The 22673-nt window shown below is 61.3% G+C and carries 30 protein-coding genes; 4 read left to right on the forward strand and 26 right to left on the reverse strand.

What is annotated here, in order from left to right:
• Window positions 1-2: 2 nt before the first annotated feature.
• From HQ843_RS18570 to HQ843_RS18600, 8 genes are read right to left on the reverse strand one after another with little or no spacing between them, the layout of a single operon-like run.
• Window positions 3-428: a DUF6950 family protein gene (locus HQ843_RS18570; protein WP_180901765.1), complete on the reverse strand. Its 426-nt coding sequence runs from the start codon at window positions 426-428 to the stop codon at window positions 3-5.
• Window positions 425-1048, reverse strand: coding sequence for a hypothetical protein (locus tag HQ843_RS18575; RefSeq protein ID WP_180901764.1), 624 nt, complete (start codon window positions 1046-1048; stop codon window positions 425-427). Before HQ843_RS18575 ends, HQ843_RS18570 begins: the two co-directional genes overlap by 4 nt.
• Entirely contained in the window at window positions 1045-1680 is a 636-nt protein-coding gene (locus tag HQ843_RS18580) for a hypothetical protein (protein WP_180901763.1), read from the reverse strand. The genes HQ843_RS18575 and HQ843_RS18580 overlap by 4 nt, the downstream gene beginning before the upstream one ends.
• Complete coding sequence (locus tag HQ843_RS18585; RefSeq protein ID WP_180901762.1) at window positions 1680-3662, reverse strand: phage tail tape measure protein; 1983 nt, start codon at window positions 3660-3662, stop codon at window positions 1680-1682. Before HQ843_RS18585 ends, HQ843_RS18580 begins: the two co-directional genes overlap by 1 nt.
• On the reverse strand, window positions 3659-3961 hold the full coding sequence (locus HQ843_RS30080; protein ID WP_371824623.1) for a phage tail assembly chaperone: 303 nt from the start codon (window positions 3959-3961) through the stop codon (window positions 3659-3661). Before HQ843_RS30080 ends, HQ843_RS18585 begins: the two co-directional genes overlap by 4 nt.
• Window positions 3886-4293, reverse strand: a complete 408-nt coding sequence (locus HQ843_RS29505; RefSeq protein ID WP_246710151.1) for a hypothetical protein — start codon at window positions 4291-4293, stop codon at window positions 3886-3888. The genes HQ843_RS30080 and HQ843_RS29505 overlap by 76 nt, the downstream gene beginning before the upstream one ends.
• On the reverse strand, window positions 4293-4709 hold the full coding sequence (locus HQ843_RS18595) for a phage tail tube protein (protein ID WP_180901761.1): 417 nt from the start codon (window positions 4707-4709) through the stop codon (window positions 4293-4295). Before HQ843_RS18595 ends, HQ843_RS29505 begins: the two co-directional genes overlap by 1 nt.
• A gap of 28 nt (window positions 4710-4737) precedes the next feature.
• Window positions 4738-4992: a spike base protein, RCAP_Rcc01079 family gene (locus tag HQ843_RS18600; RefSeq protein ID WP_180901760.1), complete on the reverse strand. Its 255-nt coding sequence runs from the start codon at window positions 4990-4992 to the stop codon at window positions 4738-4740.
• 180 nt (window positions 4993-5172) lie between these two features.
• On the opposite strand from HQ843_RS18600, the gene HQ843_RS18605 reads away from it, so the two are divergent.
• Both HQ843_RS18605 and rnk read left to right on the forward strand, forming a co-directional pair.
• Complete coding sequence (locus HQ843_RS18605) at window positions 5173-5844, forward strand: hypothetical protein (protein ID WP_246710152.1); 672 nt, start codon at window positions 5173-5175, stop codon at window positions 5842-5844.
• Window positions 5845-6205: 361 nt separating this feature from the next.
• Window positions 6206-6610, forward strand: coding sequence for a nucleoside diphosphate kinase regulator (gene rnk, locus HQ843_RS18610; RefSeq protein ID WP_180901759.1), 405 nt, complete (start codon window positions 6206-6208; stop codon window positions 6608-6610).
• A gap of 16 nt (window positions 6611-6626) precedes the next feature.
• Here the strand turns inward: rnk and HQ843_RS18615 are convergent, their stop codons facing one another.
• Genes HQ843_RS18615 through HQ843_RS18665 form a run of 11 tightly spaced genes read right to left on the reverse strand, consistent with a single transcriptional unit; the run spans window position 6627 to window position 15565 of the window.
• On the reverse strand, window positions 6627-7091 hold the full coding sequence (locus HQ843_RS18615) for a hypothetical protein (protein ID WP_180901758.1): 465 nt from the start codon (window positions 7089-7091) through the stop codon (window positions 6627-6629).
• Window positions 7091-7426 carry a head-tail joining protein gene (locus tag HQ843_RS18620; protein ID WP_180901757.1) on the reverse strand — a complete coding sequence of 112 codons (336 nt, stop codon included), beginning with the start codon at window positions 7424-7426 and terminating at the stop codon, window positions 7091-7093. The genes HQ843_RS18615 and HQ843_RS18620 overlap by 1 nt, the downstream gene beginning before the upstream one ends.
• Window positions 7423-7857 (reverse strand): hypothetical protein, encoded by a 435-nt coding sequence (locus HQ843_RS18625; RefSeq protein ID WP_180901756.1) that lies wholly within the window; start codon window positions 7855-7857, stop codon window positions 7423-7425. Before HQ843_RS18625 ends, HQ843_RS18620 begins: the two co-directional genes overlap by 4 nt.
• Before the next feature lie 58 nt (window positions 7858-7915).
• Window positions 7916-8947, reverse strand: coding sequence for a major capsid protein (locus tag HQ843_RS18630; RefSeq protein WP_180901755.1), 1032 nt, complete (start codon window positions 8945-8947; stop codon window positions 7916-7918).
• 41 nt (window positions 8948-8988) lie between these two features.
• On the reverse strand, window positions 8989-9345 hold the full coding sequence (locus HQ843_RS18635; RefSeq protein WP_180901754.1) for a head decoration protein: 357 nt from the start codon (window positions 9343-9345) through the stop codon (window positions 8989-8991).
• Between the two features lie 4 nt (window positions 9346-9349).
• On the reverse strand, window positions 9350-9901 hold the full coding sequence (locus HQ843_RS18640) for a hypothetical protein (protein WP_180901753.1): 552 nt from the start codon (window positions 9899-9901) through the stop codon (window positions 9350-9352).
• A 25-nt stretch (window positions 9902-9926) separates the two neighbouring features.
• Window positions 9927-10811: a S49 family peptidase gene (locus tag HQ843_RS18645; protein WP_246710153.1), complete on the reverse strand. Its 885-nt coding sequence runs from the start codon at window positions 10809-10811 to the stop codon at window positions 9927-9929.
• Between the two features lie 4 nt (window positions 10812-10815).
• Window positions 10816-12573: a phage portal protein gene (locus tag HQ843_RS18650; RefSeq protein WP_180901752.1), complete on the reverse strand. Its 1758-nt coding sequence runs from the start codon at window positions 12571-12573 to the stop codon at window positions 10816-10818.
• Complete coding sequence (gene gpW / locus HQ843_RS18655) at window positions 12570-12803, reverse strand: gpW family head-tail joining protein (RefSeq protein WP_180901751.1); 234 nt, start codon at window positions 12801-12803, stop codon at window positions 12570-12572. Before gpW ends, HQ843_RS18650 begins: the two co-directional genes overlap by 4 nt.
• A gap of 15 nt (window positions 12804-12818) precedes the next feature.
• Window positions 12819-14894 (reverse strand): phage terminase large subunit family protein, encoded by a 2076-nt coding sequence (locus tag HQ843_RS18660; RefSeq protein ID WP_180901750.1) that lies wholly within the window; start codon window positions 14892-14894, stop codon window positions 12819-12821.
• Window positions 14891-15565 (reverse strand): hypothetical protein, encoded by a 675-nt coding sequence (locus tag HQ843_RS18665; protein WP_180901749.1) that lies wholly within the window; start codon window positions 15563-15565, stop codon window positions 14891-14893. The genes HQ843_RS18660 and HQ843_RS18665 overlap by 4 nt, the downstream gene beginning before the upstream one ends.
• Before the next feature lie 244 nt (window positions 15566-15809).
• On the opposite strand from HQ843_RS18665, the gene HQ843_RS18670 reads away from it, so the two are divergent.
• Complete coding sequence (locus HQ843_RS18670) at window positions 15810-16061, forward strand: DUF4031 domain-containing protein (RefSeq protein WP_180901748.1); 252 nt, start codon at window positions 15810-15812, stop codon at window positions 16059-16061.
• Window positions 16062-16069: 8 nt separating this feature from the next.
• On the opposite strand, the gene HQ843_RS18675 is transcribed toward HQ843_RS18670, so the two are convergent.
• Window positions 16070-16810: a hypothetical protein gene (locus tag HQ843_RS18675; RefSeq protein ID WP_180901747.1), complete on the reverse strand. Its 741-nt coding sequence runs from the start codon at window positions 16808-16810 to the stop codon at window positions 16070-16072.
• A 251-nt stretch (window positions 16811-17061) separates the two neighbouring features.
• Between HQ843_RS18675 and HQ843_RS18680 the strand changes: the two genes are divergently transcribed.
• Window positions 17062-18207: an HPP family protein gene (locus HQ843_RS18680; RefSeq protein ID WP_246710154.1), complete on the forward strand. Its 1146-nt coding sequence runs from the start codon at window positions 17062-17064 to the stop codon at window positions 18205-18207.
• Window positions 18208-18359: 152 nt separating this feature from the next.
• Here the strand turns inward: HQ843_RS18680 and nusG are convergent, their stop codons facing one another.
• From nusG to HQ843_RS18715, 6 genes are read right to left on the reverse strand one after another with little or no spacing between them, the layout of a single operon-like run.
• Window positions 18360-18995, reverse strand: a complete 636-nt coding sequence (nusG, locus tag HQ843_RS18685; RefSeq protein ID WP_180901745.1) for a transcription termination/antitermination protein NusG — start codon at window positions 18993-18995, stop codon at window positions 18360-18362.
• The gene (locus HQ843_RS18690) at window positions 18992-19723 is read right to left on the reverse strand and encodes a hypothetical protein (RefSeq protein WP_180901744.1); all 732 of its coding nucleotides are present in this window, start codon (window positions 19721-19723) and stop codon (window positions 18992-18994) included. Before HQ843_RS18690 ends, nusG begins: the two co-directional genes overlap by 4 nt.
• Entirely contained in the window at window positions 19716-20117 is a 402-nt protein-coding gene (locus HQ843_RS18695) for a hypothetical protein (RefSeq protein WP_180901743.1), read from the reverse strand. The genes HQ843_RS18690 and HQ843_RS18695 overlap by 8 nt, the downstream gene beginning before the upstream one ends.
• 28 nt (window positions 20118-20145) lie before the next feature.
• A complete protein-coding gene (locus HQ843_RS18700) occupies window positions 20146-20976 on the reverse strand; it encodes a YdaU family protein (protein ID WP_180901742.1) in 831 nt (276 codons plus the stop codon).
• On the reverse strand, window positions 20973-21704 hold the full coding sequence (locus HQ843_RS30210; protein WP_457769305.1) for a hypothetical protein: 732 nt from the start codon (window positions 21702-21704) through the stop codon (window positions 20973-20975). The genes HQ843_RS18700 and HQ843_RS30210 overlap by 4 nt, the downstream gene beginning before the upstream one ends.
• Window positions 21701-22441, reverse strand: coding sequence for a hypothetical protein (locus HQ843_RS18715; protein ID WP_180902130.1), 741 nt, complete (start codon window positions 22439-22441; stop codon window positions 21701-21703). The genes HQ843_RS30210 and HQ843_RS18715 overlap by 4 nt, the downstream gene beginning before the upstream one ends.
• Window positions 22442-22673: the final 232 nt, after the last annotated feature.

Genomic DNA, 22673 nt, shown 5'->3' on the forward strand with positions numbered 1-22673 from the left:
TGTTACCCGATGCGGAAGCCGCGCGTTGCGCTCAGAAGATCGACCGTGCCGAAACCGGACGGCCGCAGGACAAGGATGCGCTCGCCGTTGACGACGCCGAGCGCGAACCCGAAACCGTCATCTGACGGAATGGCCGCAACATCGCCGAGGCGGGCGCGGGAGATATGGATTTCCGGCAGGATCGTTGCGACGAGGCCGCCGAGATCGGCAAAGCCGTCATTGCGCAGTACGCGCAGCGCGCCGACGCCGGAGGCGTAACGCTGCCGCCAGGGCGAAACGATATCCTCGCCCGTCAGCGCTTCAGCCAGATTGCCGACCAGCCCGACAAGGCAATCATGATCGCCCCACGAAAACGGCGTCCGGCGCATGTCATCGCAGGCGGCATCAAACCGCGCCCGCCATCCATCGATACGCTGAAGCTCTCTCATGCGTCGCGCCCCCATGGAATATCCCAGTTCTCGACAACGCCGGAATATCGGCCCCACTGATCATCCTGCCGCCGCTTCTGACCCTCATAGGAAGATTTCAGCGGATTGGTGCGCGCAAGCATCGCGATCGCGGCCGAGATCACATTGAGCGTGATCCCGCCCTCCTCGCCCGCCGCCGGCGTTGCGACCGGTTCGCCGTCGACAATGCCGAGGAATGTGATTTCCGCCGGCCCGGCCGCCTGCCCCGTCGCAGGATCAAGCAGGAGCTGATGCACCTCGACAGCCGCAAGCCGCGCATCCCAGCCGCGCACGAGCTGCTGCACCCCGGGCGCGATCTGCGACAACGTGATATCGACAGTCTGGATCGTCATATCGGAAACCCGAGGGATTTCCGGAACCTCAAGATTGACATCGCCCAGATAGATCCGCGTCACAATCGCGCCGCTCTCGCCGTCGATCACGTCGATATCCAGATCCTCGCCGCCAGTCCAGAAGCCGAGCGACACCGGCACCCCGCTCGCCCGATCCCGCGCCGTCACATAAACCAGAGACCGGACAACAAGCCCGTTCTCGCGCGCGCCGGTAAGCGCCGCCATGAAACTTGTCGAAACGCTTTTCATTGGACGCCCCGTTTCTGAACGATGCGGAAGGCAATGCCGGTGACAATATTGCCGGATGGCGTTCCCGATTGGAACGAACCAGGAAGAATGATGCAAGGACATGCCGGCCGTGCGAACGAACACGACGCCCCGGCAGACACAGATACGGGAAGGCGTGGGAACACCTGAAACGATCCCGTCGTTCCGCCCGCCGTCGCGACGACGTTCTCGGAGACTTCGACAAACGCATGTGTTCCGCCAGAGGCTATGATCTGGATCTTGTCCCCGATCGAAAGGCGGTATCCTGCAGGCATCCCCTCAAGAGACAGCGAACGACCATTCGCGGCCGACACGGTCACCGCCACCCCGCCTAACCCCGCTCCCTGCGGATCGAGCTTCGGACCGCAGATGTACGGGTCGCGAAAAAGAAACGGCTCCTGCGCGCCGGCAAGCCCGTTCACAAGCGCCGAAATCTCGTTCGCTTCCGGCAGGCGAACAGGTTGCAGTGCGATCGCCGCCGACCATAGCGGCGTGGCAAGCTCGGCCTGAAACACCACGCCAGAGCCGATCCCGGACAATTCGTCGTTTCGCTGAATTTCCCAGCGCATCGGCAACAGCGGCAAATGGTCAAAAAACTGAGCAAGCGTCTTCATCAACCGACCCTGTTCGGATTGCGCTGGATCTGCCGCATCCGCCCCGGCAGCTCATGGCGCGAGAAACTATCGATCTGCGAACGCACTTCCCGCGCGATGGCCGCAGCGTCGTTCGGGCTCGTCCCCTCGGGCACCGCGATGTTGATGCCACCGAGATTGATATTGTTGACCGTACCGCTGGCGTTGGCGGCGCCTGCGGAAAGTGCGGTCCCGATGCGATGTCGTGGTATCACCTCACCACCGCGCGGCAGGTTCACCAGTTCCGGGCCGCGCTCGCCGACCAGTGCCATGCCGCCCTGGGTGAAATTCGTTCCGGTCGCATGGGCGGGGAAAAGCCCACTGAGCAAGCCACCACCGAACAATCCGCCGAGTGGCCCATCGCCGAACAGCGCGGCTTGCGCTGCGGCCTCCATCAACCGGCTGATCAACCTGTCGAGTGCATCATTGCCGGTTTCGATCACCGGTATCAGCGACAGAAAACTGTCCCGGGCGCTGTCACGGAAGAAATCGGCAGTTTCGGCTGCCTGCTCCTGCTTGTCCTTTTGATCCTCGATCGCATAGGTCAGATCGCGGATCGCTTCCCGTTCGTTTTCAGTTGCGGCAGCGCCAGCGCGGCGAAGGTTCTCGAACACCTTCTTTTCTTCAGCCACCATTGCGAGCATCTGCAGCTCGTCCTGCAAAGCCTGAATAAGGTCATCGACCGCTTCGCGTTCCTTGGCCGAATCCTGCGCCGCCGCCCGGCTTGCCTTCTGGCTGGCGTCGCGCGAGGCTCTGGCTGCAAGGCGGGCCTCTGCCTCAGCCCGGATCATCTCTTCCGTCGGCGCGCCGCCCGCATCTTCATAGAGTTTGCGAACTGCCGCCATTTCCTTTTCAAGGGCAAGCTGCTCGGACGTCATCCCATTCTGGCGCTGAAGCTCCGCAGTCACCGCGCGGTTTGCCGCAAGCTTTTCTTCCAGGATTTCCCGGCCGGCATTGTAGTCTGCATAATCATCGGAAGCGCTTCGGCGCGTCTCGACACCGATGGGGTCAAGCTCGGTCGTACCGCCGCTATCGTCGGGCACCCACCCTTCCCCGTCGCGCCAGACCATCTTCTGACCCATATCGACGCCGAGCATGTTTCCAAGGCCCGTCCAGATGCCTGCATTGCCGGCCTTCTCAAGAACCTCATCGAGCGATTTTCTAAACGAACCGAGGTTCGATACGAGCGCCGAGACCAGCCCACTGATTTCTACCAGGCTGGATTTGACCCGGGTTCCGATGACAAGCGACATCGCTTCCCATTCTGCATTCACATCCTCCGCCTTACGCAGCAACTCCTCATCCATGACTGCGCCCATATCGCGGGCTTCCTGACGGGCGTCGGCGATGCTCTGCCCTGCGTCATCCATCAGAGACGAAAACTGCTCGGCAGCGGTACCGCCGAACAGTTCGTCAAGCACTCGAATTTGCGCCGCACGGTCGAGTTCCCTGATCTTGCCAATCAGGGTTTCGAACATCGTTGCAGGATCTTCCAGCATCCGGGTCAGTTGCCGGGCAGAGAGGCCGAGACGCTCGAACGATTCTGCGGCAGAACCTCCGCCCGTCTTCACGAATTCATCCGCGCGGAGCTGCATCTCTTTCAGGCCATCGGTCAGCGCGTCGACCCCAACCTTATTCTTCACGGCCGCATAGCGCAGCTCCTGAAAGGCCTCGAAATCAACGCCGGCGGTCTTTGCTGCCTTGCCGAGATCGGTCACCGCGTCGACCGCCTGCTGCGTTGCCGCCACGAATGAACCGATGCCAAGTGAAGCGGCAAGGCCACCCGGCCCGCCGGAGAGCATGCCGAACAGCGAGTCCGCTCCGCCAATCTTCGATTTGATCGACAGGAACGAACTCGCCGTGTCATTGGCTGCCGTGCGGGCCTGCATCCGGATCCGGGTCATCGCGCCCTTGAACTCGCGATCGTCAGCCCCGATCGTGACGGGAATGTCCGGTCTGCTCATCTCGGTTCTGCTTTCCTGCGGATGGACTGTTGCGAACCATGGCCGGCGACGATCTCGCGAATGCGGGTATGGCTTACAGGCGAGGTCTGTGCGGACTTCCCCGTAACACCGGCAATGGCCATGGAGAGTTCGGAGGGAGTCGCGGCCCAGAAGGTGGCCGGCGACCAGTTGAGCCGCTCGGAAGCGACGGCGAGTTCGAACAGCGTCCGGACGTGGTCGGCGATCAGAACGCCGGTTGAGGCTTTTTTCCGGTAACGGCGGCCTCCACATCTTCCAGCGGCGACGAGATTTCCCGCAATTTGTTGCCGGCCTCGATATGGGCCGTTAGTGCCTTCTCGATGCCGGTGCGCCAGCTTGACTGATCGGCGGCCGAGATATTTTTTCCAGACAGCACCCGGGCGGCAATCTCTGCCCTGCCCTCGTCGTCATCGGCAACGGCAAGGCAGCGGATCGCGCAGGACACCGCGAAGGGCTCGAAGCCGAGCAGGCGCTGATAGACCTCGTCCATGGTCCGGGCGCTGATGGCCTGTGACAAGCGCATCAGACCGGCGAAGGTGACCGCGACGACGAAGTTTTCTTTGCCGATCGTCACTGCCGCTTCGCCGCGCAGTTCGTTGGCAAACGCCGTCATCAGGCGGCCGCCTCGAAGGCGACGTCCCCATCGAAGACGCCGGAGAGATCGCAGGTCAGCTCGCCGGTTTTATCACCCTGGAAATTCGCAGAAAGTATCCTCATGAAACCCTCGAAAATTCCAACAGAAGGCACCGAAACCTGGTACTCCGCGAGCGTCTGGGAAAGGATATCCTCAAGCACAAGCGCCTGGGTGGCCGAGCTGACATAGGCGCCGGAGCCAGACCAGCGGACGGACTGAACGCCGCCGATCGACGAATACCGGAGAACACCGCCCGGGTTGTCACAATCCGGCTTCGTGGTGTCGACCTCTTCGTTGTTGATGTTGAGCGATCGCTGTTCGACGACACAGACGATGTCGAATGCTTCCGTAGCGTCGTTCTTGCGTTTGATGATCAGTTCGCGGCCCAGTGCCATGGCAGGTTCCTTTCAGGGAGAGGCGCGCTCACCAGAGCGCAACAATGTCTTCGGAGGTCGTGCCTGTGGCTTTGACGCGGCGGTAAACCCCCAGCACATAGCCAACAGGATGGTTGCGCAGCGTCACTTCCGTGCCGCCCATAGTGATGCCACAGACGTCGCCCTCTGTACCGAGATAGAGCGTCGAATATTGCGGCAGATCGGTATCGTCGTTCGGCACGACAGGCGCGCCGAACTGGAAGGGCTGGTCGAGACCTCCCGCTTTTTTGGTGAAAGTTGTCATGACAATAGCTCCGTGTTTGCCATTCCGCTCAGTCGACATTTCATGACCGGCGGGATCTACGTTGTCTGCTCGCGCCGACGGTCGTGACCTATAGAAGACGCCCACCCGGACCGCTGAGACCTGCTCTGGGCAACGACCTGCCTGACATCTGTTTCAATCTCTTTGTTGGATGAACGAGGCATGCAGGACAGCATTCGGACCGGCGCGGCCTTGGCAGGCACTGTCTCAGCTGGCTATGCTTCTTCTGCCGACAGATACCGAAGTGTGATGGAAGGATCGGACATGGATGCATACGGACATCTGCGGATACTGGTCAGCCTCATTTTGGGGCTAGCGATCACACGGGTGCTTTCGGGTCTGTCCCGACGCTTGCAGGAGCCGGACAAAACCGACCGCATGCATGCCCAGGTTGTCTGGTCACTGGTTCTTCTTTTCGGCGCCGTTCACTTCTGGTGGTGGGAATTCGCTCTTCGCCTCATCAGCCACTGGAATTTCTGGATTTACATATTTGTCCTGTCGTACGCCTCGTTATTTTTCCTGATGTCGACCTTGCTCTATCCCGATCACATTCAGACGAATGCTGATCGAGAGGATTTCTTTATTCGACGTAGGTATGCTTTTTTTGCCCTGTTTGCGGCCTCCTTCGCATTCGATCTGATCGACACGCTTATCAAAGGTCGGGACTATTTCACGGCACTGGGCATTTGGTACGGTGTCCGCCTCGCAGTCGGAACAGTGATCGCCTTGATCGCAATGAAAACTGAAAACAGCAGAAAACTGATGTGGCTAGGTTTGATCTGGCTTGCAGTGAATATTATCTGGATTACCGTGCGATACGGAGCGCTGGACTGAGCAAGGTAATTTGTCCGCTAATATCCTTCAAATTTCTTTGTCTGCAAGCGTCAAGCCCGATACACAACCAGTCATTTCGACGCACGATTCCGCAGGTCAGGTCGCTTGACTCATAGGCGCTTCCGAGACACATCACTTCTTATGACAGTCATGAGCCTCAATCTCCTCACTCGACGGGTTTGCCTTATCGCAGGCAAATAACCCCCGGCCTGGTTGCGTCGCGCCCCGGCCGCGGGGCAATGGCACTTGCCATCTGGCGCGCAGAATGCCGCCAATCCAGCGACATCAGATCCCCAAAAACCGAGATATCGCCCAGTCTTGCGGCCCTGTGTGCTGACGACTGTGGCAAGGAGATAAAACTGTGCTTACCAAGAAAAAGAAACTGCGAAAGCCCGCGATTGTTCTGACCGAAACAGATCACAAGCGGCTGTCGCTGCTGGCGGAGCAATCCGCTGATCGCAATTCCGAAGTCGCGGAAACAATCTTTATCGAGCTTGAACGCGCCCGTATCGTTAAGGATGAGCATATTTCGAAAAATGCTGTCCGCATGGGTTCTTCTGTGCGCTTCACGACGGACCTTGGAGAGGACCGGCGGGTCACTCTGGTATACCCGGGCAATGCTGATATTGCCGACGGCAAGATTTCGATCCTCACGCCTATCGGAGCTGCGTTGATTGGCCTTTCAAAGGGACAATCGATCGATTGGGAAACGCGGGACGGCCGCGCGTGCCGCCTGACCGTAGAGACCGTGGAGCAACCCTCTTGAATCTGTCAGACGTGCATCACGAGGCTTCGCACTCTGGATCCGTCGCCACCGTCTTATAGTCAGCCACAAACGTCAGTGACCCAACCCCAAGCGCTACACCGGTCGACCTGTCGACAAAGCTGCGGGTTTCCGACAGCGTCAACTCTACGACCAGCCCGTCGAGTTTGATCGCGCCGCCGAGCGCTGATTCCACCAGCACGGCAATGCGATCGAACTCGATATCCGGCTCTTCCGCCTGGAAGTGGGCAATCACATCGATCGGCAAGCGCCGGTCATAACCGACTTCACCATTCGGCCCGGCGCATGGACGAACCTCGGCAGTTTCCTGATGCTCCGCCCATGTCGCAGTCAGCGCCGGCAGCAGGCTTTCCCGGATTGCACTGGTGCGCGCCCGCTTGACCTTGCCCTCACCGGAAAATTCCGGGATGGCGGACAGGCGTGCGAGGATCGCATCGAATATCCGGGTGCGAAGATGGGCCATCAGATATCGCCTTTTAGCCAGAGCTTCAGCATCGCCCGCCCGTCATCGGTTAGGTTCCGGATCCCGTAGGTCGTGCGGTCAATGATGACTGTGTCCCGTTCGCTTTCGAGATCATCCAGCCCCGTCGCCGGGACCGAGAGCACATGGGTGACGGCTTCGACATCCTGCCGGCCGAATGCGTCGCCAAGCTCCAGCTCACGCTTCTGCCGCAGAATGCCGCGAACCGGGTCGGAGCGTTCGACGCCGCCAATGGTGAAGCGGCAGTCGACATTCCCGAACGTGCCGGCGAAGGCATCGCCCATTCCGGCAAAGATCGCCGGCCGTTCGATCCTCATGTCTTTCCCTCTTCGTCGTCGCCGTCCTCGGCAACCGCCTGGAGTTTCTTCAGCTCGTCGGCCAAGGTGGCATTGTCCTCGGCGAGCTGATCACGATCCTCGGTGACCTCCTTCAGCTCGACCTTGAGCGCGGCAATACCCGCCTTCAGGTCCGCCACCGGCTTTCCACCATCGGTTTTGGCGACCAGCACATCGCGTTCCTTCGTCAGGGCCTCGACCCGGTCGGCGAGCGCGTCACGCTCTTCCGTGAGCGCCGCCACCCGCTTATCAGCCGTGGCATCGGCGGGTTTGCGCCATTTGCCGAACACCTGTTCGAGGTTGTCGGCATCGGCCTCGCTGAGGCCGTTTTTTGACAGCGGCACATCCTCGCCGGGCGCATAGGTTTTGGTGCCGATCCTCACCGTCGTGTTGAACTTCTTCGTCGTTGCCATTGTTATCGCTCCTGTTTTGACTTTTAAATCGGGCGGGCCTGTTGCCCGCCCGCCGGTATCAACGAACGAGCGCAAACAGGCTGGCGTTCGGTTCCGGCGCGATCGGCAGCGGCGCGGCCTGCGTCTGGATGATCGTGCGCGATGGGTTCTTTTCGCGCCACATGTCCGGGAAACGCTCCATCGGCACCAGCGCCTGGTCGTCCAGGATGGCGCCATAACCGAAGTGGCCCATGAAGCCCTGCGGATCGAGGACGCCGACACCGAAGGTCGGCCAGAAATTGCTCTTGACGCCGCCGACCGTGTAGCCCTGCGAATACTGGATGAAGGTGATCTCGCCGATCTGACCGAGCACGGCGGAATATTTACCCTCGGCCCCCGTCGACACCGGACCGAACTCCATCGAGCCGGAAGCCTGACGGCGATTATCCAGCATCTTCTGGAAGCGCTCGGACCGCTTCAGCATGGTGGCCGCCCCCGGCCCCAGCGTCACCTCGCGGGCGGTAAAGCCGTCGGTGTTGGCGAGAAGCGCGATCCAGTCCTCCACATCGTCGTAAGGATCGACGCCGCTCTCGCCCCAGCGGGCAGCCCCGGACAGGGCGATGGTCAGTTCGGCCGCACGGTGATAGTTGACCGTCTGGGTCGGATAGTTCTCACCCTCGACCACGACCTGCCCGGTGCGCAGGATCTCAGAGCACATCTGCTCCTCGCGGCGCGTGATGCGCATGTCCTGATCGTCGATGATCTGGGCGATGTTGTAGGCATAGCGCTGTTCGGGCGAGACCGCACCGCCGATATTCTCACCCGGCATGCGGATCAGGTTGCCGGAGGGGCGCAGCGTGTTCTGCGGCTTCAGATAGGCGGGCTTCAGGCTGGTCGCCTGGAAGCCGCGATTGGCGGCATCCTTGCCCGGCACATCCGGATGGACGAAGGGGGCAAGCTCGCGATCCGGCAGGATCCGGTCGAAGACGATTTCTTCCTGCTCGGAGAGAACCGTGGTGGCGAAGTAGCGGTTGCGCAGAAAGGCCTCCGGCCGGTCGCGCGGCGGCAGAACCGTGACCAGTTCCGCCGTATTGAGAAGAAGATCGCTCATAGCGTTGATTTCCTGTGATGTTCCGGTATTGCGGAAAAGGTTCAGTCGAGGGTTCGCACGAACAACGCCGCACCTTTGCGGCGGAAGGCTTGCTCGACGTTTGTCGCGTCATGGCCGGCGCCGATGGTAAGCTTCGAACCATCGACGGCAGCAGCGAAGTAGGCCTGCGCTTCGACATCGCCGCCCGATGCATCGACATCGAAGGCGAGAACGCAGTCGGGATCTTCCGAACCGTTGTCTGCCGCCGCGAGCGACAGCGTGTGCTTGCTGCTCGCGGTGATTTCGCCCAGCACCGCGCCGCGCTTCAGCTCCTGACCGCTGGCAATGGTGACGGTACGGGTGACGACCTGAACGTCGCCGACGATCAGGTCATTGGGGGCAAAGCTTGCCGTTTCCATGAGATCAGTCTCCGGTGTTGTGGCGGCCATGCCGCGCATTGATTGCACCGCCGACGGCAGCCAGCAGCGATTTGCGTTCCGAGGTGGCAGACGGTGCCCCGCCGGCGCCGAGCTTCGGGGTCTTCCCCGCCATGCGGTCGGCAAGGCGATTGCCGCCAGAAGCTGCCGAGGCCGAAGGCGTCGAGGCATTCAGGATGGCGCTCGCTTCCTTCGCCGAATAGGCAGTGTTGAACGCCAGATGGCTGGCGAGATCGGCATTGGCCGAGGCCTTCGGGTGGGTCAGGATCCCCTGGATCCGGGAGCGTTCGTCGGCACGGGCGGAAGCCTTCGCCGAAACCGGCTTTTCGTCATCGCCCTCGGGATCGTCGCCGGGTGCGCCCTCGCCTTCCGCTTCGGGCTCGGGATCGTCACCCTCGGCATCCGGATCCCGGTTTTCTTCTTCGAGCTCTTCCGGCGGGGTTTCCTTCTCCGGATCGTCTTCCATCCGGTTTCCGGCCCTGCCGCCGCGCATGGCGGCGAGCACGCTCGCGGACAGGCCGCGCGTGACATTCGACATATCGATTTCCTCTGTCGTTGATGGTTCAGGCCGCACGGCCCAGTTCGGCCCCGAAGGCGGCAAGCACCTGCGAGGGGCGGGCGACGGCATCGGCAAGCCCTGCCGAGACCGCCTTTGCGCCGCGATAGACACCCGCCTCGGTGGCAAGCGCATGGTCTTTCGAAAGCCGCCCGGCGCGGTACCGGGCGACCGTTTCGGCGAATTCGACACGCAGCTCTTCCAGCTCGGCAAGCTCGCGTGCCAGCACATCCTCGGGGATGGCCTCGTATGGGTTCAGATCGGCCTTGTGTTCGCCGGCCTTGAGGATAGTGACATTCAGCCCCTCCTTCTTCAGCCAGCCGCTGACATCGACATGAACCGAGACCACGCCGATCGAGCCGCAAAGCCCGGTGGACGGCAGCACGATCTGCCGGGCGGCTGCGGCCAGAAGATAGCCGGCCGAACAGGCGTGATCCGTCAGAACCGCAATGGTGGGTTTCACCTGCGACAGCTCGAAGATCTTCTCCGCGCAGTCGAAAGCGCCGGTGACCTCGCCGCCAAAGCTGTCGACCTCGATGACGGCAGCCTTGATGCTGTCATCCTCCCGGCAGTCATCGGCCTGAATGCCGATCCCCTCATAGGAGGTCATGCCGCAGGATTTGCCGATCCATCGGCCCTTGTTGACCAGCGAGCCCTCGATCTCGATCAGGCCGATGCCTTCCATCGGACGATGGACACCGCGATAGGTCTTCTCGCCCCATATGTCGGTGTCATCGCGAAGCTTGTCGCCGATCAGGCCCATTTGGCCGGCATCCGCCTCCGGCAGGCCGAGGACGCGCGGGGCAAATGCCCGGGCGATCGTGTCGGCCTTGGCCGGCTGCAGCATCAGCGGTGTGTTGAACATGCGGCTGGCGATTTCGGGATAGTTCATGGGTTCAGCCTTTCCTGCCGACCGAGGGAATGCCCAGCGGATGGCGCCGCGCGGAGCGGGCACTGTTCCGGCCGTTGACGCTGTCTTCGATCTCCGTGTCCTGATCGGCCTCATCGAGCGGCGGGCCGCCATTGTGGCCGGTCATGTCGCTTTCCATTTCCGCCGGATGTTTCAGGCCGAGACTGCGATAGTAGCGGGCCTCGCGGGCGAGCTGATCGGCATCCATCTTCCAGTCCCTGCCCTGCTCTGCCGATTCCTGCTGGAGCGTCGTCAGCTTGCGGTCGAGCCGTTCGCCGGCCGCCTGCGCTTCCCTGAGCGGATCAATCCAGCCGCGACCCGGCCCGATCCAGTCGGCATGACACCATGCTGCCGGGTTCTCCTCGAAGGAGACGGCACCCGCCGGCAGTTCGATCAGGCCACTGTCAAAGATCTCTTCGAGCCATGCCCGATAGATCGGCGCCATGAACTGGGCGGCAAAGCTGCTCTTCTTGGCGGTGAAGCCGCGCCAGATCTCCAGAAGCGCCGCACGCGCCGACGAATAGTTCACCTGGCTCCAGTCCATGGTGAGCTGCTCATAGGTGAGCCCGACGGCAGACGCGATCTTTCTCAATGCCGCATTGACGAACACCTCGAAGTTGGCGTTTGGATGCTCTGGCTTGGTCAGCTCCGCCTTCTCGCCAGGGAGCAACGTATTGATCCGGACACCGGGAAGGTTGATCGGGGCGGCGCCATAATAGGCCTTCTGGGCTTCCGACATCTCGCCATAGATCCTGCCCAGCGCTCCCTCGCCGCCATCGGCGTCGAGCGCTGCCATCATCTCTTCCGGATCGAACGGGGTTTCGATGAAGGCAGCCATGATCGCATTCAGCATCGCGGCCTGACTTTCAAAATCCTCGTAATCCGTGGATTGCTTGATGGAGCGCATGATCGGCGCCCAGTCGGAAGCCCCCCGCGTCATGCCCGGTCGCTTCGGATCGAAGGCATGAACCACGACCGGCCGGCCCCATTCGGTCGACCGGCTGACATATTCCCATGACCAGAGTTTGGTGTTGCCGGCATAGACATCGCCGGGATGGCTCTTGCGGAAGTGATAGCCGACCGGCGCGCCGTAATCGTCAATGGCGACACCATCGCGCAGATATTCGCTGTCGAGCCTGCCCTTCGGATTGGAACACCGGGCTGGGTCGATCAGATGCACCGCCGTCGAAAACAGCGGCGCGTCCTCCTGCCAGACGATCACGCCGAAGGCCTCGCCCTCCGGTCCAAAGCGATTACGAGCGGCAAGGCCGAGGATCCCGGCCATGTTCTTGGTGCGCTCGGCATCGCACCACATATCGACATCCTGCGTATAGTCGCGCCACAACCCCTCAATTCTGGTGGCGATCTCTTCGGCCTGGTCGAAGGTGAGGTTGAGCGTTGTGTGGTTCGGCCGGGCAGCCAGCTTCCAGCCGGCGCCGATGATGTTGTCGACAAGCCGCGATGTGCCGGCCGCACCCCAGCCGTCATTGCGCGCCACATCATTGAGGCGATCGACCAGCGTCGAACGTGAGGCTGAAAGCGCCGATTGGCCGGAGTAATTGCCGGCATGCCAGCCGGCAAAGCTCGGGTGATTGTAGGATGCGCCCTGATAGGCTGCCCGCGTCACGGCCTCGCCCGACACTGTCGCGGCCATTTGCCGGTTGCGGGCAGCCTGCAGGCGGGCGGCGTTGCGCACATTGGCGGAAAGCGGCCTGCTGTCTGGTCCGAGGATTTCCACTGTCATCCGAAGCTCACTCCCCGGCCGCGCGGACGGGATGACCGGCGAAGCCCGAGCTTCGTTTCGAGATCGCGGATATAGGCCCGAAGTGATCCCCGGTCGGCGCCGCTGTAGGTGACGCTCTCGCCGTCATAGGAAAGCGTCACCGCGCTCTGCCCGATCTCCAGCCTGTGAAGCGCAAGCTTCGCCTCGCCGAGCCGGGTTTCCAGCGTCAGTCGTTCGTCAGTCGAAACCATGATGTCTGTCCTGTCTTAGCCCAGCCGGGTTCGCTGTGCGGCCCGTTCCGCCCGGCGCATGGCTGCTGCGACCCTGTCGGAGACCGGTGAAGTCGTTGCGGCCGACGGCTGTTCGGCGGTCGTTCTGCCGGCATCGCTGACGGCCTTCACCGCAACAGCAAGATTGCCGATCAGGTCTTCAAGATCGCCCTGCGCTTCCGGTTCCTGCCGGGCGAGTTCTTCGGCCCGCGCGTCCCATTCGTCATCCGACCAGTAGGGAACGTTGAGCCGGATAGCGGCCGCCCGCGACTGGTTGAGCATGTCGAGCACTTCGTTGCGCTGGCCCTCGGGCAGCTTCCACACCCAACGGGGATACCCGTTTCGGTCCTTTTCCTTGACCCGCACCTCGGATGTCGCCTGCTGGTAGAAAACATCGCCAAGGCCAATGGCAAAGCGGATGAAGCCCGGCTGTTCGGGATCATCCTTCCGGAAATCCCGATAGATGCCCATCTTCATCACCGAGGCGTTGAAGTTGTAAAACCGCGTCGACCATTTCTGTTTCTTCGGCTTGCCGCGCTTGTCGTATTCGCGGACCTGACTGAGCAGCGGTGCGGCATCGCGGTTGTCACCGCGCACCATGATCACCTTCGAACGCGGATGGCGCCGCGCCCAGAACCAGACATCCTCGGTATAGGCATTGCCGTCGATCGCAACACGGTCGACATCGCGTAGGCGTCCGTTTTCGTCCGGCCAGCGCTTGGCGATCAGCCGGTCAAGCGCCGCCATCACTTCCGGTTCCGAGATATGCCCGGAATGCTCGCGATAGTCCGGCAGATGACTGCCGGCCCGGCCGTCGATCACACCGTAATCGATGACCGCGCTTGTCTTGTTCCGGCCCCAGCCCCTCAGCAACCATTCAACTCGGTCGCCCTGGACGTCGATGCCGATGGTCAGCGCCAGCATGGCGGCGGGCACGATCCCGCGCCGGAAGCCGGTTTCCTCGGCACGGTCGCGCAGATCTTCCCAGGCGATCGCCTTGTTGTCGGCCTCAAACGCAAGGCCGAGCGTATCGTTGAAAAACACCTGTTCGGCGCCGGCGCCCTTTTCCTTGTCGTCAGCGCCGCCGGACTGAACCTTCAGCCAGGCCCGCGCGATCGCCTCCCAGCTTTCCAGCGGCGAATACGGCACCCAGATATGGAACGACCGGTGATAGCGCGCCCGCTCCGGATATCTGGCAACCCACTTCGCGCCATTGGCCGGATCAACCATCCACTGGCGATGATGCTCCCGGATCTCGCAACCGCAATGAACACAGACGAAGTGCGCGAGCTCCGGGTGCTGCGCATCGATGTGATCGCGCATGTTCTCCCATTCGAGCGGCTGCAGCTCATGGCAGTGCGGGCACGGCACATGATAGCGTTCCTGCGTACCGGCCAGATAATTGGCCGTGATCCGGCAGCCGGGTGCAATCAGCGGCGTCGATATCTTGAAGACCTTGCGGTTGAAGAACGCCTTCGACCGGCTGTCGGCCTGACTTTCCGGATCGCCGGCCTCGTTATAGATCCACTTCGCAAGGTCATCCTGCACCTGGGCGCGCGGCGAGATCATCGACAGGCCGGCGGCCGAATTGGCGCCGGCGGCCTGTACCGCGCCGCGCCCGTCAGTTCGCTCCTTGTAGAGGATCGAATTGCCGCCATCGCGGCCGGCTTCCGGAAACAGCGCCCGGACGGAGACCGTTTCCCTGAGGAGCGGCATCAGCTTGGTCTTCGACCAGCGCGAGGCGTTTTCCTCGGTCGGATGGACATAGAGGAAATCGCAAGGGTCGAGGTCAAGCGTGCCGAGCAGAAAGATGTTCGCCAGCACCGTTCCGCCAACCTGGGCGGATTTGGCAAGCGAGACGATCGAGCACGGATCGTCCGGCGAAAGCGCCCGCAGGATCTCGGAGAAGAACGGGAACATGTCTTCGCGGTAGGGTCCCGGAAACGCCGAGATCCGCTCGGAGAACACGATGTTCTTCTTTGCCCAGCCGAGATAGTCGACCGGCGGCGGCGGCTCGCAGGCATTCGCCAGCGCATCGAACATCAGCCGCGCCGGATTGAACAGCATCGTCATGGGGTATCGGCCTCTTCGTCACCCGGCGGATCGTCGTCGCCGTGGCTTGCGATCAGCTCGGGTTCCTCATCGCGGCGTTCCCGGAAGGCCGCTGCGGCCTGCTCGCGGATGTCCCGCCATTTGCGGGTCAACGTCTTCTGGATATCGCGCTGCGGCAGGTTGAAGGCTTCGGCAAGCGCACCGGCAAGATCAGGAAGCCCCTGCTCCATCACCTTGAACGCCTCGGATGAGGTTCGGCCGATCTCGCGGCGGACATCCTCGGTGCGGGTGTAGATCCCGGCCTCGGCCTTTTCCTGCCGCTCCATCTGGGCGGTTTTGTATTTCTGCTGTTGCAGCCGCTCGCGGGCGAGCTGCTCGGCGAGGTCTTCCTCCTCGTCTTCTTCGACGGGAAGCGGGCGCAACGGCAATTCCGCCGCTGCGCCCGTCCGCCGTCCGGCGCGCGGGAAATCAGCCTGTCTGTTCCATGATGCTGCGGAGGCTTTTCCGTTGGCGCCGAACCCTTGGGAGGGATCGATGGTGAGGCCGAGCTGAGCGATCGCGACATCCGGGCGGATGCGGGCAAACCGCCCCTCGCCCTCGATCGCCCGACCATGGATCTGGCCCGCGCTCAGATATTGCGAGACACGGCCCGCCGAGACCGAGATCAGCGTTGCGAACTCGGCTTTGCTCATGCTGTCTGGCATGGTTTCCATGGTGGCTAAACTCACACTGTCTTTAGTTTAGGCTTGGACTTTAGGCTTCTGTTTCGGGCTCAGACTGGCCAACCCGCGCGGTGCCAAATACCCGCGTGGGCAAGGGCCCCAGGAAGGACCCACGGTTTTCTGAAGCCCCGGTCAGACAGGGCAACGCGTTGATAAACCCTGCGTTTTGAATATGACGACCTGCTCGCCTTTACGATCAACGCAAAGCAAAGCCATGGCCGTCTACGTCGATGATATGAAATGGCCCTTCCGGGGCATGGTCATGTGCCACATGCTCGCCGATACGACCGACGAACTCCACGCCATGGCCGATCATCTCGGCATGGAGCGCCGCTGGGTCCAATACCCAGACACGGCGAAAGAGCATTACGACATTCCGCTGTCCCGCCGGTTGATCGCCATCGAAGCTGGCGCCGTTGAAGTCAGCTGGCGTTTCATGGTCGTATTGATCCGCAGCCGGCGCTGACGCCTCCGTCAGCTTTTTGCAAACGTCTTGCGGAACGCCCGTGCAAATGTCCGGTCCTTCTTCTGGCGCACCAGCTCGGAAACGATCTCGTTGAGCTTCAGACGCTCCGAATAGGATGTCGCCTTCACAAACAGGATCACCGGATAGAACTCCCGGTCACCACGTCCGGAATACCAGACACCGGGAAACAGATCGTCCCTGCCCTGCGGAACGAAGAACTGGTTGGGCTTGGCTTTGCGCTTGCGCCGCTTGGAACCAGTCGAAACCCGCGAGGCGCCAGCCCCACGATAATCGATCGTGAGATCCCGCATCACGCGATTGAGAAAACCTTGCGTCATGTTGCCGTATCGGTCGAGCGGCGTCCGGTTCGCCGGCACGGCCACCTGATTGCGGGCCATCATCCCCCGGCCGATAAGCTGCTCCTCGAACGACTTGTGCCGGCGCATCCCGCCATGAATTTCCGGGCCGAGATAGGCCACAGCCGGCAGTCCGCCCTTGCGCCCCGATCCACCAACCACGACAGCCGAAACCCGGCCGGCCTCGCTCGCCTTGTCATAGACGATCCCGCGAATGGCCCGCGCCGTCGGCCGGTCGAACACGACCTTCATCCTCGCCCGCACCGCCCGCATGCCGTCATAGGCCAGCCAGTTCAGCGCCAGAACCTCCGCCTTTGGGAGATCACGCCGCTGGACCAAGGTCAGTTTCGCCTCGAAACGGGCCAGGTCGATATCGATATGAGCGGAGATCATGGGCGGAAAAGCCTCTCTGCCCTGAAACGCAAAAGGCGAACCGTTTCCACGACCCGCCTTTCAACCAAAAAATGACCGGCGTTTCCGCCCGGTAGTTGTAATTTCTAATTTTCCTCGAAAGCCCGCAAAACGCATAGCTTGCCGAACAGCACCTATCTGCTAATCCGAGTTCTATGTCTTCCCCGGCCTCATCCGTCGAGCGGGGCTCAACAACCAGCATTTCACGATTGCGGGAATCAGGAGCAGCCTACTTGCATTTCATCCGTTCTTTTGGTCCCGTCGTCGCGCCCTCCTCCTCACAGGAAGCTTGCCGCGCCGGGATCGGGGCGTTCATCGGTCTCGCACTGGTGGGCTTGTTCCTGCTGTCACCTGCGATTGATTTGACAACGGGACTGTACCTGGTCGCTCCATTCGGCGCGACTTCCGTTCTGCTGTTCGCCGTTCCGAACAGTCCACTGGCCCAGCCATGGTCTGCAGTCATGGGCAATACGCTCGCAGCCGTGATCGGCGTGATCGTCGGCATGCTGGTCCCTGATTTGGCCCTGGGCGTGGCTCTGGCCGTTGGCCTATCCGTCATCGTTATGATGTTGTGCCGCGCAGTGCATCCGCCCGCAGGGGCAGTGGCAATGACTGCCGTCATGAATTCAGATGTCGTCGAGCAACTCGGTTTCTGGTTTGCGTTGGCGCCGGTTGCTCTCGGCACCATTGCGTTGGTGTGCGCAGCAGCCATATATGCCCGTCTTACCGGACGACACTATCCCTTTCGGCAGTTCAATGAGCAAAGCAAACACCTCACCGGGGATCGCAATCCATCTGAACGGTTGGGACTGTCCGAAGCAGAACTGACACAGATTCTTGAGCGATACCGACAGTCATTTAACCTCGGCGTCGAAGATTTGGCGCGTTTGATAGGAGCCGCCGAACTTCAGGCTTCCACCCACGCCATGGTGCCACTGAAATCGGCGGATGTCATGTCGAGAGACCTGATAACAGTCAGGCCCGAGACGGGGTTGAGGCAAATCGCAGACCTGTTCAGACGTCACAAGTTCACGTCCCTTCCCGTGGTCGGCAAGAATGACGAATATCTCGGAGTGATTTTTCAGATCCACCTGATCAACCGCGCCCGGCAAGCCGACCTGCAGTCGCAAAGCAGTTTCCTGATGGCCTTCCGCCGGATATTCAGCCGGGATAGCGAGGATACCATTCCGGCCCGCGATATCATGTCCACCACCGGACCACGGGCCTCGCCCGATACCCCAATTGCAGCCCTGCTTCCGATGATGGCGGACGGGGAAGTCGATGCTGTGCCCGTGCTTGATGGTGACCGCATCACCGGGATAGTCACCCGAACAGACCTGATTGCGACGATGGCGAGAAGCGCGGTACGGCCTCTGTAGCTGCCTGTGCAGCAATTACTTCAGATCGGGGAGAAGGCATAGCTCACGCACTGGCCCTCAATCGCATCTGCCGATCGGCTATCGTGAGGGCGGGGTCCGGGCGCGAGAGCGAAGGTCACTGAGAACCGAATCAACCAATGGCTCTATAAAATTCATAACTTTTCGAGAATTGCAAGAGGAAAATTCACAGGCGTTTTCTGCCCGAACATATCAACCTCGACCACAACATCGCCCTTCCCCTTGCTGTTGGGCGTCACGACGTCAGCCTCAAGCCCCGCAAACATCCCCTCACCGATGCGCACCCGCTCGCCAGCGACAACCGTGATCTTCGAGACTCGCTCCCAGTCGAACCGGCCATCACCGGACTTCTGCATGATCCGCACAACCCTCTCGTTTTCCAGTGCAAACGGGCTGAGCCAACCGCCCAGCACTCCGCGCACATGCTCGAACCCCAGCAATGCACTGACCGCCGTCTCCGACCAGGCAAATCGCACCAGCACATAGCCGGCCATCAACGGGATATCCTGCGGCGGCAAAACCTTGTGCCGACGGCGGCGCTTCGGCCCCTTCCGCGTCGGCGAAAGCGCCTCGGCCCCGCACTCCGTCAGCGCTTCACAAACAACCTGCTCCCGCCCGGTCATCACCTGCAGCACATACCACGGCGCATCTTCCGCAGCCTTTTCCGCCAGCGCCGATCGCCCGGAAAGACGGATCAGTCGCAACCGGTCCTCGAATTTCAGGCCATAGGCCAGATCAACCGAAGCTCCGATCTTCCGATACTCTGTCATTGAGCCGCCTCCAGCTGTTTCGTCCTGTCCAGTTTGTCGAAGAATGCCGTCAGCGCTTCGCCCGGCGCTCCAGCCCCAACAGGCGGAAAGTAGACCCATTCCACCCGCCCCATCTCCGGCAGCCAAGGCCAACCGCGCGCGCTGTGCTCCGCCTCCCAGGCAACCCACAGATCGCCGCCAACCCGTACCGCCTCGAAGTCAGCCCCAAGCAGCGCGATCTCACCAGAAACCCGCGTGCCCTTGCCTGGATAGCGAACTGCCTGGTCGTTCATGGCGTTCACGGCTGGCCAGCCCATCTTGCTCATCCGCTCGCGCCACAGCGCCTTGTGGTCTGCCCGCCCTTCCGCAACTTCCAGTTCCTGAAACCGCGTCAACGCAGGCAACCGCGCGCACGGCTCGCCCAACCGGAAAAAGCGTTCCGCCATCCACGCCTTGCCGAAGGTCGCGGCAATCACCGGGCCGGATGAACCTTCCACGCCTTCCGGAACCGCCGTCCAGCGTCTCTCGCGCAGATAGGTGCTTGCCGCAAATTTCACCGTCCGTCCGTTCATGGCTTCGAACGCCAGAAAAGCCGGCAGCTTGGCGTCGGCCGCTTGTCGCTCCTCCGGCTTCAGCGCCTGCCATTCGGCAAGCGCCCGTTCGTCACTGTCATCGCCAAAGGTAGGCCATTGTCGGTAGAATTTCAGGAAGGCACGGCGCACAGCCTTGCGGCTCTCGGTCTCAGTCATCGAAGCCTCCACTCAGGGTTCGTGCCTTCGCGGCCGTGCCCAGCATCGCCCGCACGGCGGCGGCCTTCCGGCGACGGCGCTCGCGCTCCTCCGGGCCGATCTCGCGCCGGGTCCGTTCCTCTTCCCGCTCTTTCGCCGCTTCCGCATGTTCGTGTTCGATCCGCAGCAGCTCCCGGTCATGCTTCGCAGCCGCATCGACAAGCGCCGAAAGCTCCGCAGGTTTGGGCAGGAACGACTGGAATTTCGGGTATCGCCCGAGCCGCAGGTTCTCAAACACCCGGCGAAGTGCACCGATGGGCTTGCCCCTCATCGCCTCGGCATAAAACTGCCCGGCCTTCTCGGCGTTGACGCTGTCGGGAATAGCAAATCCACGGTCCATCAGCGCATCGAGCATGATATCGGATTGCCGTTCGTTTGCAGGCTCAAGAGCCTTGCGCAACCTTCCAATCTCCCCGGCTGATGTCGACAATTTTACCATCTTCGCTGCCATCGTCCTGTCCCATCCGTTTGCGCAAACTGTCCCGAACGCGCTGATTGTGATCCCTGATTTCGTCGCCACGTGAGGGCTTGGCGGGCGATGCCCGGGCGCCCTGCTGCCGCTCCTGCATCCAGCCCGGCTCGAATCCCTGCCAACCGCGACCGATCATGGTTTCCGCCGCAGCATCCGGATCCGGCATCAGCGCAAACCGCCGTGCCAGCAGTTCGGCTGCCCGGACAGTCAGGTTCTTGCGCAGCGCTTTGCGGTGTTCGATGACGGCATCGGCAACCTCCGGCGACAGCACATCGCAGAGAACCGATCTGGCCGATTTCTTTGGTGTTCCTTTAGGAACACTTTCTTTCTTAACTCTGGCTTCTGGCTTACGCATTGCGTCCGCATTGCGGTCGCTATGCGGTCGCATCGAACCGCCATTGTTTTTATTGGATTTTTCCCAGCGATTTTTCGCAGCCCCTTTTGCTTGCTCCGAACTTTTTTCGCGAAATTGAAATTCTTTTTCCACGCGGCGGTTCCAGAGACCGCCCTCAGACCGGATGATTTTTCCGTCATCGAAGAACACATCGAGGTATTGGGAAAACACCTTTTTCGTGCAGCCGCACTGCCGCGCCAGCCGCTCATGGTTCTCGCTCAGCGGCTCGCCGCGTTCATACATCAGCGCCAGCAGCGTGAAATAAACGCCCATTTCCGCCGCCTTCATGCCGCGCGTGGCAGAAAGCCAGTCAGACATATAAAACCGCACATACGGCATCTCGCTCATGGCAAAACCTCCATGGCACCAAGCCTAAAAATATAGCTAAATACGTTCTCGATCTTGCGCAAAATATCGCATATAGCTATATTGAGCGCATGAAGACGATCCGTTACACCAAGGTCGCGATGAAGAGCATTCAGCGCATGCAACCAAAGCGCCGCAATGCAATCATTGCCAAGATCGAGGCTTTCGCGTCTGGTGAAACTGTCGATTTGAAGAAGCTGCAGGGCAGCCCCTATTTTCGCATCCGCGTCGGTTCCGACCGCATCATTCTTGATGATCAGGGTTTGGTTGTCATGATCATCGATGCAGGTCCGCGCGGCGGCATTTACAAGGAGTGACACGCCATGGGCGAAGTCCAGAAAATCACCATTGAAGGCAATAATTACGTGCTTCTGCGCGAAGCCGATTACGATGATATGCTCGACAGCCTGCACGCCCGCGCGGTCATGGCCGGCGTGGACGCCGGAGAAGAAACCTACCCACACGAACTGATTGTCGCGCTTTCCGATGAAACCCAAAGCCGCCTGCGCGTGTGGCGCAAATACCGGGGCCTGACCATGAAGGCGCTGGCAGAAAAGGCTGGCATTTCCCAGCCCTATCTGTCGGATATCGAAAACGGCAAGGCAGATGGCTCCATATCGGCCATAAAGGCTCTCGCCGCTGCCCTCGATGTCGATATTGATGACCTTGTGTAAACGCTGACCGTCCGACATGTCATGATCCTTGCTCATGAGGCCACCTCCAGCACATCTCCAAGGGCCGCAGAAGCTGCCAAAGCCGCCCCGCCCCATTGGTCCGCCATTGCGTTGGCAATGCCCGGATATGTTCGTGATCTAAGCCGCCAGCGGTCAGGCCCCGGCGAGGCCCGATGCACGATCGACCATTTCTTATGTTCATCCGTGCCAGGTTTCGGCGGAGTCAGCCGGTCAGTTTCAGTCAAGGGCGGCAGGCCACGCAGGTAAAACGAGGTCGCCTTGAACGCGCGATTGCCAAACCACCACGGCTGCACAGTCTGGGCCGGCTTCTGGTAGTTGACGATCCGCTCTTTGGCATGCCGGTGCATCACCGGGTTTTCGATTGCCACCCGGTCGATCGGCGCATTCCAGCAGGCGGAAAACAAGGCAGCGCCTTCATCCAGCAGCCGCCACATGATGGCCCTGCGCTCGGATACGGAAAGAACCGGCCACGCCTGTTTTTCCTCAAGGGAAGCCTCGTTCGGTGCATTCTTCGGCGGACCTGAAAGCCAGCGCACACCGCTGTTGCAAAGCCGCGTACATGGCGGGTGCATCACGGCCATCAAATCCCAGCCGTCATCGAGAATATCTCGAACATCGCAGACAATATGCCGGTTACTGCCATCTTCGGCCGGCAGAAGATCGCACGACCAGACATCATGCCCGCGCGCGGCAAAGGCACGACGCACCACGCCGGAAGTTTCGCAGCCGACAAGGACACGTAATTCGGTCATCCCGTGGCCCTCCGGTGCGCCCGCCAGGGCGGAAGCTCCTGCAGAAGCTCGAAGATCCCCTCGGCAATCGCCGCGCATTTCCGCTTCTGCGGCCAGGACAGTTCGCCGGCACCATTGGCATCGGACATCCGCCGTTGCGTGATGGCATAGGCTCGGGCGTCCGCTGCCGAGATCCGCTCATTGCCGCAGCACACCGGGCACCGGCGGCGGCCGCTGGCGAAATACCCCTGCC

Source organism: Martelella sp. NC20 (genome assembly GCF_013459645.1).
In the GTDB taxonomy this organism is placed as follows: Bacteria; Pseudomonadota; Alphaproteobacteria; order Rhizobiales; family Rhizobiaceae; genus Martelella.